10 protein-coding genes are annotated in these 12883 nt (G+C 70.6%); 6 read left to right on the forward strand and 4 right to left on the reverse strand.

Annotated features, from left to right (window positions below; translation table 11 throughout):
- Positions 1–2: 2 nt before the first annotated feature.
- Together ACFVBH_RS23415 and ACFVBH_RS23420 are read right to left on the reverse strand one after the other, a co-directional pair.
- A complete protein-coding gene (locus ACFVBH_RS23415) occupies positions 3–1712 on the reverse strand; it encodes an alpha/beta fold hydrolase (protein WP_379004368.1) in 1710 nt (569 codons plus the stop codon).
- 81 nt (positions 1713–1793) lie between these two features.
- The gene (locus ACFVBH_RS23420) at positions 1794–2348 is read right to left on the reverse strand and encodes a TetR/AcrR family transcriptional regulator (protein WP_379004370.1); all 555 of its coding nucleotides are present in this window, start codon (positions 2346–2348) and stop codon (positions 1794–1796) included.
- A gap of 162 nt (positions 2349–2510) precedes the next feature.
- Between ACFVBH_RS23420 and ACFVBH_RS23425 the strand changes: the two genes are divergently transcribed.
- Positions 2511–3464: an alpha/beta hydrolase gene (locus tag ACFVBH_RS23425; RefSeq protein ID WP_354988938.1), complete on the forward strand. Its 954-nt coding sequence runs from the start codon at positions 2511–2513 to the stop codon at positions 3462–3464.
- A 244-nt stretch (positions 3465–3708) separates the two neighbouring features.
- Here ACFVBH_RS23425 and ilvD read toward each other — a convergent pair whose 3' ends face one another.
- Both ilvD and ACFVBH_RS23435 read right to left on the reverse strand, forming a co-directional pair.
- Positions 3709–5415 carry a dihydroxy-acid dehydratase gene (gene ilvD, locus ACFVBH_RS23430; RefSeq protein ID WP_379004373.1) on the reverse strand — a complete coding sequence of 569 codons (1707 nt, stop codon included), beginning with the start codon at positions 5413–5415 and terminating at the stop codon, positions 3709–3711.
- A 96-nt stretch (positions 5416–5511) separates the two neighbouring features.
- A complete protein-coding gene (locus tag ACFVBH_RS23435) occupies positions 5512–6282 on the reverse strand; it encodes a class I SAM-dependent methyltransferase (RefSeq protein WP_379004375.1) in 771 nt (256 codons plus the stop codon).
- 194 nt (positions 6283–6476) lie between these two features.
- Between ACFVBH_RS23435 and ACFVBH_RS23440 the strand changes: the two genes are divergently transcribed.
- The 5 genes from ACFVBH_RS23440 to ACFVBH_RS23460 all read left to right on the forward strand — a co-directional run bounded on the left by ACFVBH_RS23440 (position 6477) and on the right by ACFVBH_RS23460 (position 12825).
- On the forward strand, positions 6477–8084 hold the full coding sequence (locus tag ACFVBH_RS23440) for an EF-hand domain-containing protein (protein WP_379004377.1): 1608 nt from the start codon (positions 6477–6479) through the stop codon (positions 8082–8084).
- 333 nt (positions 8085–8417) lie between these two features.
- Complete coding sequence (locus ACFVBH_RS23445; protein WP_379004380.1) at positions 8418–9560, forward strand: transcription termination factor Rho, short form; 1143 nt, start codon at positions 8418–8420, stop codon at positions 9558–9560.
- Between the two features lie 435 nt (positions 9561–9995).
- Complete coding sequence (locus tag ACFVBH_RS23450; protein ID WP_379004382.1) at positions 9996–11000, forward strand: saccharopine dehydrogenase NADP-binding domain-containing protein; 1005 nt, start codon at positions 9996–9998, stop codon at positions 10998–11000.
- Between the two features lie 5 nt (positions 11001–11005).
- Positions 11006–11854 (forward strand): NAD(P)H-binding protein, encoded by an 849-nt coding sequence (locus tag ACFVBH_RS23455; protein ID WP_379004384.1) that lies wholly within the window; start codon positions 11006–11008, stop codon positions 11852–11854.
- A 164-nt stretch (positions 11855–12018) separates the two neighbouring features.
- On the forward strand, positions 12019–12825 hold the full coding sequence (locus ACFVBH_RS23460) for a helix-turn-helix domain-containing protein (protein ID WP_379004386.1): 807 nt from the start codon (positions 12019–12021) through the stop codon (positions 12823–12825).
- Positions 12826–12883 lie beyond the last annotated feature (58 nt).

A 12883-nucleotide genomic window follows, 5' to 3' on the forward strand; every position in this document is an offset into this window, starting at 1 on the left:
CCTCAGCCGGAGACAGGCGCTGGTTCGGCCAGGAGACCGGCGATCAACTCGGGGTGTGTGATGTGAGGATTGTGCCCTACGCCCGGCACGGCCACGACGGGGTGCATGGTGGAAACCCGGAGGGGCTCCTGCGCACCGTGGATGATCAGCACCGGGACCCGTAGGCGGGACAGGCGGGTCGCCATATCGGTGCGGTAGGCCGGGGCGCTCACCGCCGACAAGGCGGAGACCACGCGCGCGGCCGCACCGGGGCGGCGCAGCGCCGCATGCGCGCTCGCCGCTGCGGAGCCATTCGGAATACCCAGTTGCGCAGCAAGTTTCGAAGCGGGCAGACGTTTGAGAACCTGGGGCGTCAGTGGATTGCGCACCGTCCACGGCGCTCGCTCCTGGAGGAAGAACGGGGAGATCAGGACCAACCGCGAGACCCGGTCGGGGTAGCGCTCGGCATAGTCGACGGCGGCCGCCGCGCCGAGGGAATGGCCGACCAGGACCGGGCGGGTGCGGACCGGAGCCATCAGTTCGCCGAACCGGTCGCCGAGCGTGCCCGAGCTGGGGGCCGAGCGGCCGAAGCCGGGCAGGTCCACCGAAAGCGTCCGAGCGGCAAGAGCTTTCGTCACTCCATCCCAGGAGTCGCTGTCCAGCGGAAGTCCGTGCAGGAGAACGTACTCCGGCTCGACGGTGTCGCCGCTGACCCAGACGCCGTCGCGGAATCCGGTCGCGGGCCGATCGGGGATCGTGCCGTTGCGGGTGGCGACCACGCCGTCCGCCCAGTCGCGCAGGACATCCGCGAACGGCCGGTGCTCGATGCCCAGGGTTCGGGCCACCGCGTCGGCAGCGCTCGTGTCGTATCGATCGCCGGAGATGAACCCGAGCGATTCCGGTTCGGCCCCGGTCAGCACGCGCGGCAGTGCGCGCAGCACCGGCACCGGGATCCGCAGGCGTGGAGCCCGCACGCCCAGGTGCGCGGCGATGAGGCGGATCAGGTCCGGCAGGTCGGGGGTGGCGGGGTCGAGCAGGGTGTAGGCCCGGTCCGCGGTCTCGGGCAGCGTGGCAACGCGGGCCAGAAACCGTGCCACATAGTCGATTCCGACTATGGGAACGAAGGAATCGCGACGTCCCGGCAGGGCGGGCAACTGTCCCCGCCACAGTTGATCCACCAGATCGGAGAGGCCGAAGTACTGCCCGGGCCCGAGCACCGACGCCGGGTTGGCCACGGTCAGCGGTACGCCCAGCTGCCGAGCGAGTTCGCGTAAGGCCCGGTCGGCCTCGGTTTTCGACGCCTCGTACGCCCCGGCGCGATAGTCGGCCTCGGCGCCGCCTTCGGCGGTGACCCGGTAGCCGCTGATGTGGATGAGGCGGCGCAGTTCCGGCTGCCTGCTCGCCCAGCGCGCCACGGCCAGCGCACCGGTGAGGTTGACCCGTTGCGCGCGTTCGGCATCGAGGCCGAACTTCATGAGCGCGGCGGTGTTGTAGACGTCGCGGATGCCGTGAAAGTCCGCGGTGAGGCCGAGATTCGGTGCGGTGATGTCGGCCGTGGCCACGAGAAGTGCGCGCTGGTCGGCGCCCTGCTCGGCGAGCCAGGAGGTGAGCCGGTCCCCGCTGCCCGCGCGCACCGCGGCCACGACGGTGTGACCGTCGCGCAGCAGTTCGGCGACCAGGGAGCGGCCGATGAATCCGGCGGCGCCGAAGACGATGGAGTCGGCGTGGATCATGGCTATCACTTTCAGTAGACCGATTTACATATTCTTGGGTCGAAGAAATGGCCGCGCGTCGGCGGCCGAGATGGAAGTAGGTCAGACGAGGGTGTCGAGGGTCCCCGCGATACGGCGCAGCGGTCCCCGGTCGCGATGGGCTCGGCTCAGGATGAGCCCGCCCTCCATGAGCGCCAGCGCGGCGGTGGCCAGGCGCTCGGGTTCGGGGTGCCCATAGTCGGTCAGGCGGTCACGCAGCAGCTTCTCCCATTCGGAGTACGCGGCCGAACACGACTGCTGCACCGCACCATTGGCGGGCGTCACATCCAGGGCGACACCGGCCACCGGGCAGCCCGCCGTCCAGCCCGAGGATTCCAGGCGCTCCCCGAGCAACTCGACCAGCAGCTCGAGATACCCCCGCGCGTCCGCGGCCTCGGCGGTCTCGATGACCGCCGATATCTCGGCCGCCGACTCCGCGATGGCCTCGGAAATGATCTGGTCCTTGCCGCCGGGAAAGTGGAAGTACAGCGAACCACGCGGCGTGCCACTGATTTCCAGGATCTGATTGAGACCCGTTCCGTAGTAGCCGTGCGATTCGACGAGCGAGCGCGCCGCCGCCAGGAGCCGGCAGCGCGTCTCGGCGCCCTTCTTTCCCATGCTGAAAACAGTAGACCGGTCATCATATTTCTGCAACCGGACCCCACCCCCGGGTGTGAATTCGCCACCCCTCGGAGGACACACCCCACCACTCGGGCCCCTCGAGCCGGGACCGAATCCGATGGACAGTGGAGACACCACCGAGCAGACCGGAGAGCCCCGATGTCGAAGTCCAGCACGATCGCCGCAACGGCGGAACGTCGTGTCCCGGTCTCGACCGCGGACGGCGTGGAACTGGCAGTACACGAGTACGGCCCGGCGCACGCGGAACTCACGGTCGTGCTGCTGCACGGGCACTGCCAGCGCGCTCAGACCTGGACCCGCGTCCGCGACGAGCTGCTGCGGCAGTACCCGGGCGCCCGGGTCATCTGCTACGACCACCGCGGGCACGGCGCGTCCGGTGCGGCCGCCCATCGCACCTACAACCTCGAACAACTCGGCGCGGACCTGCGCACGGTGCTCGAGACCGTCGCGCCCACCGGGCCGATCGTGCTGGTGGGCCATTCCATGGGCGGCATGACGGTGCTGACCTACCTGAGCCAGCACGCGCACGAGATCGGCGACCGGATCGCCGGCGTCGCGCTCATCGCGACCGCGGCGAACGGGCTGGCCGAGTCCGGCTTCGGCAGACTGCTGCGCCACCCGCTCATCACCCTGTTCCAGGCCGCCGTGCGCTGGGCGCCGCACCCCATGCAGTACGCGAAACATCTGGCGCGCAAGGCTTTCGCGCCGATCGTGCGCGGCGCCGCCGACGGGCGTGCGGTGGGCCCGCGGCTGCTGAGTCTGGCCAACGCCATGCACAACGAGACCTCGGTGGTCACGATGGCGAGCTTCCTGCGCGCGTTCACCGACTACGACCGCACCCACGTCCTGGCCGCCCTGTCGCGGATCCCGACCCTGGTGCTGTGCGGGTCCGCCGACCCGATGACCCCGCCGTCGCATTCGGTCGCCATGGCCGCCGCGGTCGACTACTCGGACCTGGTGCTCATCCCGGGCGCGGGCCACTCGGTGATCCTCGAACAGCCCGCCCGGGTGGCCGAGGCGCTGACCCGGCTGCTGACCCGGGCGGGCGGGCCGACCACCCCGGCCCGCGCCCACCTGCGTCTGGTCGCCTGACAACCACCGGCTCGGCGCGGCCCACCGGCTCGGGGGCCCTGAGCCGGTCAGTCAGGGGCATCGCCCACCACCCGTTGGCCACGCCCCGTCGGCTCATCAGCCCGTTGGCCACCGCCCGTCAGCTCATCGGCCCGTCAGCCCGTCAGCCCGTAGGCCCGTAGGCCCGTAGGCCCCGTAGGCCCCGTAGGCGTGATTCCCCGGACCGCCAAGCGGTACGGCAGGACCCAGCCGCAGCGGCCCGGCTCTAGTCGCAGACCGCACCGAACGACGCCGAACCGACCAGCCGCGCGTACTTCGACAGCACGCCCCGGGTGTAACGGGGCGGCAACGGGTTCCAGCCCTCGGCGCGCCGGTCGAGTTCCTCCTTGTCGACCAGCAGATCGAGGGTGCCCGCGCCCACGTCCAGGCGGATCTGATCGCCGTCGCGCACGAAGGCGATGGGCCCGGCGTCGACCGCCTCCGGGGCCACGTGCCCGACGCACAGGCCGGTGGTGCCGCCGGAGAAGCGACCGTCGGTCAGCAGCAGCACGTCCTTGCCCAGGCCCGCGCCCTTGATGGCGGCGGTGATGGCGAGCATCTCGCGCATGCCCGGACCGCCCTTGGGGCCCTCGTACCGGATGACCACCACGTCGCCCGCGGTGATCGTGCCGTCCTCGAGGGCATCCATGGCGGCGCGCTCACGATCGAAAACCCGTGCGGTGCCGGTGAATACGTCCGAATCGAACCCGGCGGACTTGACCACCGCGCCGCCGGGGGCGAGCGAGCCGTGCAGGATGGTGATGCCGCCGGTGGGATGAATCGGGGAGTTCATCGCCCGCACCACCTTGCCGTCCGGATCCGGCGGCGCGATGTCGGCGAGGTTCTGCGCCACGGTGCGACCGGTCACGGTGAGGCAATCACCGTGCAGCAGACCCGCGTCCAGCAGAGCCTTCATCATCACCGGCACGCCGCCGATGCGATCCACGTCGGTCATCACATGCTTGCCGAAGGGCTTCACGTCCGCCAGGTGCGGCACGCGCCTGCCGACCCGGGCGAAATCGTCCAGTGTCAGATCGACGTTCGCGTCGTGCGCGATGGCCAGCAGATGCAGCACCGCGTTGGTGGAACCGCCGAAGGCCATCACCACCGCGATCGCGTTCTCGAACGCCTCCTTGGTCAGGATGTCCGAGGTGGTGATGCCGCGGCGCAGCAATTCCACGACCGCCTCGCCGCTGCGGCGGGCGTAGCCGTCCCGGCGGCGGTCGGTCGCGGGCGGGGCGGCGCTGCCCGGCAGCGACATGCCCATGGCCTCGGCCGCGCTGGCCATGGTGTTGGCGGTGTACATGCCGCCGCACGCGCCCTCACCGGGGCAGATGGCGCGTTCGATGGCGTCGACGTCCGCGCGGCTCATGAGCCCGCGCGAGCACGCCCCGACCGCCTCGAAGGCGTCGATGATGGTCACTTCACGCTCGGTGCCGTCGGTCATCTTCGCGATGCCCGGCAGGATCGAGCCCGCGTACAGGAACACGCTCGCCAGGTTCAGCCGGGCCGCGGCCATCAGCATGCCGGGCAGGGATTTGTCGCAGCCCGCGAGCAGGACCGAACCGTCCAGGCGCTCGGCCTGCATGACCGTCTCCACGCTGTCGGCGATCACCTCGCGCGACACCAGGGAGAAGTGCATGCCCTCGTGGCCCATGGAGATGCCGTCGGACACCGAGATGGTGCCGAACTGCATGGGATAGCCGCCCGCGCTGAACACACCCTCCTTGCCGGCGGTGGCCAGGCGGTCCAGCGAGAGGTTGCAGGGTGTGATCTCGTTCCACGAGGACGCCACCCCGATCTGCGATTTCCCCCAGTCGGCATCACCCATGCCGACCGCGCGCAGCATGCCGCGCGCGGCGGTCTTCTCCAGTCCGTCGGTGACGTCGCGACTGCGGGGCTTGATATCGGGGCCGCTCGAATCATTGGACACGGTGCCGATCATCCCTCGAGCCGATCCGATTTCCGGCGAATCTCCGTTTCGCGCGTCTCCGGCCGGTCGGCGGCGCTCCCGCGCGCACCGGACCGATCACCTGGTGGCGATGACGAATTGTCCCTGGCCGCTGATGAATTGGTTCACCTCGGCGAACCCGGCCCGCCGTAGCCGCGCGGTGATCTCGTCCCGGCCGAAGATGTGAATGCCACTCGCCGCGGCCAGGACGGGCTTCACCAGCGGGATCCGGGTCAGTTTCTCGTCCACCGTCGTGAAGATCGCCAGCTTGCCGCCGGGTTTGAGCACCCGGATCATTTCCTCGATCACCTCGTGCGGCGCGGGGATCAGATACAGCGCGGCCAGGCAGCTCACCGAGTCGAACGTCTTGTCCGCGAACGGAATCGCGTGGGCATCGGCGCGCAGGAAGGCGACCCGCTCGGCACACGAATCGCGCACCGCCTGGGTCAGCATGGGGACGGAGACGTCGAGCCCGACCGCCAGCCCGTCCGCGCCGAGGTTCGCCGCGAATGCGCGGGTGTGCAGCCCCGGCCCGCAGGCCACGTCCAGCACCAGGCCGGCACCGGATGGGGACAGCTCGGCCAGGACCCGGTCGGTGTACCGCTTGGTGCCCGGGCCGCCGAAACTGAAGGCCCGGGTGAACATGGGCCGCCACAGCCCCTCGTAGATCCGGGCGAGCACCGGATTCTCCATGGCGACCTGGGCCAGAGATCGCTCGGCCGACCCCTGCGCGGCCAAGAGATCCAGGTACCCGGCGCTGTCGTCGACGCTCGCGGGCAGGCGGCCGGGATCCAGGAGGTCCGACAGGAACTCCAGCGGGGATCGTTCACGAACGCGTTTCCTGGCCAACCCGACTCCTCGATCCGTACCGGTTCGCCCGATACTTCCCTTTATTGTCTGGGACAGTACAGGCCGATGGGGGCGAACGGAATACGACCGGAGCAATCTTGCCGCTGGGAGATAGCCCGGCACTCTAGAATTCCCCTGCACGATCGCACTACCCCAGAGTTGTTCAGCGAACCGGCCACGGGACGGAGCGGACGATGACGATGACGGCGAATCCGGTGGATGTCGGCACCGCCCACCGAGCCGGGACGCTCGTCCGCAGTGCGGAACTCCCGCCCCGCATGTGGCCCGCGCACACCGCCGCCGGATACCGGGTCTGGTACCAGGGCGTCGGCTACGACGGGGCCGGGCGCATCATGACCGGCTCGGTTTTCGCACCCGAGGGCGAGCCGCCCGGCGGCGGCTGGCCGGTCATCGGCTACGCGCACGGCACCACCGGGCTGTCCGACGGCACCGCGCCCTCGGTCGCCGGGCTGTCCCGGCCCGAGAGCCGCCACGTCGCCGCCTGGCTGCAGGCCGGATACTTCGTCACCGTCACCGATTACGAGGGCCTGGCCTCTCCCGGCCCGCACCCGTACTTCAACGGCGAGGCCGTCGCGGACGACGTGGTCGACATCGTGCGCGCGGCAAGGCAACTCGATCACCCGCTGAGCCCGCGGTGGATGGCGGTCGGGTTCTCCCAGGGCGGGCACGCCGCGCTGTTCACCGGGCTCATGGCCACCAAATACGCTCCGGAACTGGACTTCCGGGGCACGGTGGCGCTGGCCCCGCCGGTCGAGGTGCCGATGATCGTCGGGCTGCAGACCGCGGCCGACTCCGCACCGGTGACCCTGTTCCTGCCGTATCTGCTGGCCGGGCTGCGCACCACGCGCGGGCTCGCCACCCAGGACTTCATGACCGGCCTCGGGCAGCGGCTCATCGCGCTGGCCGAAACCGCGCCCGTGCGCGATATCCATTACGCCGTAGCGGTTCTCACCAATCAGGACATCGGCACCACCGGTTTGACCGGTCGCCCGGGGCTGGACGCCATGCTGCACGCCTGCCGGGTGCCCACCGCCCGCTTCGACCGCCCGGTGCTGCTGGCCGCCGGCACCGAGGACGCGGTGCTGCCCATGGCGGTGGTGGAACAGTTCGCCGCGGAACTGCTCCGCGCGGGCACCACCCTGGAATTCGTGACGTGCACCGGGGCCGATCACACGCGCATGCTGACCGCTCCCACCGGGGAAGTGCTCGCCTGGGCGAACGCGCACATGGCCGCCGCACCGCACACCGTCGCGCAAACCTACGGCGCCCGAAGCGGTTTCGACCTGCTCGACGTCACCGGCGACGGCTACCTGACCGCCGACGACTACGAGGCCTTCGGCCTGCGGCTGGTGCAGGCGTACGGTGAGGCCCCCGGCTCGCGGCGCGCCGCGGCGGTGCGCGCGGGGTATCGCGCGCTGTGGCACTCCCTGCGGGGGCGGGCCGACAGCGATCACGACGGCCGGATCAGCCCGGACGAGTTCCGGGCCTGGCTCGAGAATCATTCGGACGACGCCGATTTCGATCGTGAGATCGCACCGCTGGCCCGGGCGGTCCTCGACCTGGCCGACGCCGACGGCAACGGGGTGCTGGACCGCGACGAATTGATCCGGCTGCTCATCGGCTGCGAGCAGACCCCGGCCGAAGCCGCCGCACTCTTCGACCGGCTCGATGTCGACGGCTCGGGCACGATCGACACGTCCGAACTCATCACGGCGATCCGGCGGTTCTGCCTCAACCCCGCCGCGGACGAGCCGGGCGCGTGGCTCTTCGGGCGGTTCTGAGCGGGCCGCCGTACCGGCGAGCGCTTTTCGACGCGCCGAGAATCCGCCGGTGAGCGGGGTGTGATCGGGCTCATGGTTGCGTGATTCGCTCCGGCTCGGGTACCGTTGGCGCTGTCTAAGTCTTGCGGTGGCAGGTTTCCCTCCCGTAAGAGGTCAGATTTCTTTCTCCCGGATTCGACGAATCCCTTCGATCGATCCCCGGTCCTCGCGGCTACCGCGACGACCCCTCCGCCCCGGCGCGTACCGCCGGCCGGGCCGTGTCGCTCATTCCCACGGCCCGTATCTCTCATTCCCGCGGCGTTGCGCCGTACCTCAACACTTCAAGGAAACATCATGAACGACAACATCTCTCAGCAGAGTGTCGAGAACGGGCGCACCGTCGCCGGGATCCTCGACATCACCGACAATCACGCGTCGCTGCGCGTCGAGGGCTACCTGCCCGACCCGGGCGACATCCACGTCTCGAATCGGCAGGTGCGCGAGAACCACCTGCGCCGTGGCGATTTCGTCACCGGCCTGGCGGTTCCGCCCAGCGGCAACGCCAAACACGATCAGCTCGTGCGGGTCTCGACCGTCAACGGGCAGGCGCCCGGCCGGGCGGCGAATCGGCCCGTGTTCGCCGATCTGGTGCCCATTCATCCGAATCAGCGCCTGCGACTCGAGACCGAGCCGCACGAAATGATCACGCGCGTCACCGATCTCGTCATGCCCATCGGCAAGGGGCAGCGCGCGCTCATCGTCGCACCGCCCAAGGCGGGCAAGACCTCCGTGCTGCGAGCCATGGCGCACGGCATCGCCAAGAACCATCCCGAATGCGAACTCATGCTGGTCCTGGTCGGCGAACGGCCCGAGGAGGTCACCGACCTGGCGCGTTCGGTCCCGGCCACCGTCGCCGCGGCCACCTTCGACCGCAGCCCGAAAGAGCAGGTGACCATGGCCGAGCTGGCCATCGAGCACGCCAAGCGCCTGGCCGAGACCGGCCGCGACGTGCTGGTGCTGCTCGATTCGCTGACCCGCCTGGCCCGCGCCTACAACCTGGGCGCACCGTCCTCGGGGCGGGTGCTCTCCGGTGGCGTCGACGCCGCCGCGCTCACGCTGCCCAAGCGATTCCTCGGCGCCGCACGCAATTTCGACGGCGGCGGCTCGCTGACCATCATCGCCACCGCGCTGGTGGAGACCGGCTCGGCCGCGGACACGGTCATCTTCGAGGAGTACAAGAGCACCGGCAACGCCGAGCTGAAACTCGATCGCGGCGTCGCCAATCGCCGGGTCTACCCGGCCATCGACATCGGGCAGTCCAGCACGCGCAAGGACGAATTGCTGCTCACCCCGGGCGAACTCGCGGCCACCGACATCCTGCGCCGCACGCTGGCGGCGGTGGACGGCCAGTCGATCGAGTTGCTCCTCGAGGGCCTGCGCCAGACCCCCACCAACGCCGAGTTCCTGGCCCAGCTCACCACCACCTCGCGCCGCTGAGCAGACGGGCGACCGCGACCTCGCGCGGGACGGGCGGGGCCTCTCGCGGTGCAGCCGGGACCGCTCGCAGCGCGGCCAGGCCTCTCCCGGCACGGCCGGTGCCTCTCCAGGTGCGGCCGGTCCCCTCCCCCGGCGCGGACAGGGCCTCTCCTGGTGCGGCCGGCACCTCTCCTGGCACGGCCGGGGCGTCTCCCGGTGCGGCGGGGAACCTTCACGTTGCAGGTCATGAACTTTCGCAGCGAACGGGAAATCTTCGCGGCGCGGGTGACCAGCGCGGCGGGCGGCACGAACCCGGTACGAGCCTCGCGGCGGGCGGCACGAACCGGCCGGTGCGAGCCTGCGTGGGCCGGGCGCTCGCCCGAACCTGTCGGTGGGCAGTTCTACCCTGAGAGCGCAGGTCCCCACCTCGCCCATCAGCGTAAAGAGTTGATCTTCATGGCCGTCTTCGCCATTTACGGGGCCACCGGTCACACCGGCCGCCTGGTCACCGCCGAATTACTCGCCCGCGGAAAAGATGTCATCGTGGCCGGCCGGGATCCGGACGCGCTCGCCGCGCTCGGCCCAGCGCGGGTGCTGGTTGCCCCGCTCGACGACCCGGACGCGCTGCGGGCACTCGCCACGGCCGCCGACGTGATCATCCACTGTGCCGGGCCGTTCGCCGTCACCGGGCCACCGGTCGCGGCGGCCGCCGCCGAAAGCGGTTGCCACTACGTCGATCACGCGGTCGAGGTACATCACGTGCACCGGCTGTTCCAGGAGTACCCCGAGCGCGCGCAGGCCGCCGGCATCACCATGCTGCCGAGCGTCAGCTTCTACGGTGGGCTCGGCGACCTGCTCGCCGGGGCGGTGGCCGCGCGGGTGCCCGACATCGAGCGGGTCACCGTCGCGTACGCCGTGCACAACTGGATGATGACGCACGGCGCGGTGGAAACCGCCCGGTTGCTGTTCGCCGACACCGATCGCATCGGATTCGAGGACGGCGCACCGCGATACGGATTCGTGGAGCCGCGCAACGCCATCTTCGCCTTCCCGCCGCCGGTCGGCCCGCGCGCCATGATCGCGCCGGTGCCCTTCCCGGAGGCGGTCACCGTCCCCCGGCACGTGCGCACCCGCGCGGTCGAGGCCCAGTTGACGGCGCACACCTTCTCCGAGGACCAGGCGTTCACCAGCGAGGACGTCGGGCCGGACGAACGCGCGGGCAGCGAATTCACCATCACCGCACAGGTTCTCGGCGCCGCGGGATCGGCGACCGGGCACCTGCGCGGGCGCGATCTGTGGCGGGCCGCGGCCGTGGCGTCTGTGGAGGCCGCGGTGCGGCTGACCGAGGGCGGGGTCAAGAGCGGAGTGCTCAGTCCCGGTGAGGCTTTCGACGGCGCGGAGTTCCTGTCCACGCTGGCCGCCCGGGGGCTGTTCACCCTCGAACTTCCCGAAGGCGCGTGAGGATCATGGCTCCGATTCTGGTCACGGGCGCGGGCGGCGGCGCGCAGGGCGGCACCGGGCGCACGGTCGCCCGCGCCCTGCTGCGCGCGGATCTCCCGGTCCGCGCCTTCGTTCATCACGACAATGCCTCCGCCGCCGAACTGAAGGAGCTGGGCGCGGAGGTCGTGGTCGGCGATCTCCGCGAGATCACCTCGGTCCTGCCCGCCGTGCAGGGCGTGCGGCGCGCGTATTTCACCTATCCGGTCACCGCCGGAATGCTGGACGCGGCAGCGGTTTTCGCCGCGGCCGGGCGCGAAGCGAAGCTGGAGCGGGTCGTCGCGGTGTCACAGCTGGGCTCGGCGCCCACCGCGGGCACCCCGCACATGCGCAGGCACTGGGTCGCCGAACAGGCCCTGGACCGCGCCGAGATCGGCGCGGTGCACCTGCGGGCGGCGGTGTTCTACGAGAACCTGCGGGTCGCCATCGGAGACACCGGCGTGCTGGCCCTGCCGCTGGGCTCCCCCGACACCGTGCTGCCGTTGATCGCGGCGGCCGATGTGGCCGGGGTGGGCGCGGGTGTGCTGCGCACCGGCGAACCGGTGGATCCGGTGCTGTGGCTGGCCGGGGAGATCCGGACCGTGGGCGAGGTGGCGGCGGCGTTCGGCGTCCCGTACGTCGATGTGGATCCGCGCGAATGGGCCGCGACCGCGCGCACGGTCTACCGCGACGAGGTCACCGTCGAGCACCTCACCCACCTGTGGACCATGTTCGCCGCCATCGGTTCCGGGCACGAGCTGTTCCGCGTCACCGAGACCATCGAGCGGTACACCGGGCGACCGCCGCTGTCCCTGCGGGACTATCTCGCGCAGCGCTGAGGGGACTCCCTCGCAGGGCACCGAGGGGACTCCGTCGAGCAGCACCGAGCCACGCCGGGAAACCCGCCGAGCGGGCCGCCGCGCACATCGACCGATAGGGTGACGGATGCACTGTTAACCGAGAACAAGCTTCAATAGCTGGTTGCGTTCAGGAGTGATGCGCTGTGACTGTCGGACCGGCGGCGCTTCCCGAATACCGACCTCAGCCACCGACGTTCGGGCAGTTACTGCGCCGGTTGCGCGATGATCGGCGAATCTCGCGGGAGCGCCTGGCCTTCGCCGCCGGGGTGAGCGCGAGCTACCTCACCCTGCTCGAACGCGGCCAGCGCGACCGCCCGACCGACGTCGTGGTGGAAGCGCTGGTGCGCCAATTGGATACGGCGGGCGCGCTCTCGGACGCCGACCGCAGGAACCTGCTGGATCTGGCGGGCCTGCCGCGCACCTGCGTCCCCTCGGCCGCGGAGTTGCGCGCCGAACTCACCCCGGACATGCACGCCGGACTACGGCTGTTCGCCCCGAATCCGGCCGCGTACTACGACGTCCGGCTCAACCTGCTGGCCTGCAACGAGCCATACGCCACCGCCCTGCCCGGTCTGACCGAGACCGCCAATTGGGTGCGCTGGATCTTCGGCGCCGACATAGCCAAGGCGATCATAGTCGACTGGGAGCAGGAGGCCGCGATCACCGTCTCGCGCCTGCGCGGGGTCCTGGGCGCGGCGGGCAACCCCGACTGGTCGGCCGACCTCATCGCCGACTACGCCGACTTCCCCCGCTTCCGCGAGCTGTGGCAGCACAGCGCCGCCTCCTTCAGTCGCTCCGAGATCCCGGTCCGGCTGCGCGATCTCGCCACCGGCACGGTCACCACCTACTACTCCCAGTCCCTGGGTGCGCAGTCGGTCAACCATCCGGGCTGGATCGGCTTCGTCGCCTGCCTGCCCATACCCGGTGACGAGGGGACACGGGCGGACTAGCCGAGTCCGGGCACCCGCGGGGCCCGGTCGCGAGTTGCTTTCGGACGCAAACGATCCG

This window comes from Nocardia sp. NPDC057668, assembly GCF_042799795.1.
Classification (GTDB): domain Bacteria; phylum Actinomycetota; class Actinomycetes; order Mycobacteriales; family Mycobacteriaceae; genus Nocardia.

Bases quoted from the DNA above. Each gene is read 5' to 3' on its own strand.
- ACFVBH_RS23425 (WP_354988938.1), top strand. From the start codon at position 2,511: ATGTCGAAGTCCAGCACGATCGCCGCAACGGCGGAACGTCGTGTCCCG.
- ACFVBH_RS23415 (WP_379004368.1), bottom strand. From the start codon at position 1,712: ATGATCCACGCCGACTCCATCGTCTTCGGCGCCGCCGGATTCATCGGC.
- ACFVBH_RS23450 (WP_379004382.1), top strand. From the start codon at position 9,996: ATGGCCGTCTTCGCCATTTACGGGGCCACCGGTCACACCGGCCGCCTG.
- ACFVBH_RS23440 (WP_379004377.1), top strand. From the start codon at position 6,477: ATGACGATGACGGCGAATCCGGTGGATGTCGGCACCGCCCACCGAGCC.
- ACFVBH_RS23420 (WP_379004370.1), bottom strand. From the start codon at position 2,348: ATGGGAAAGAAGGGCGCCGAGACGCGCTGCCGGCTCCTGGCGGCGGCG.
- ACFVBH_RS23455 (WP_379004384.1), top strand. From the start codon at position 11,006: ATGGCTCCGATTCTGGTCACGGGCGCGGGCGGCGGCGCGCAGGGCGGC.
- ACFVBH_RS23445 (WP_379004380.1), top strand. From the start codon at position 8,418: ATGAACGACAACATCTCTCAGCAGAGTGTCGAGAACGGGCGCACCGTC.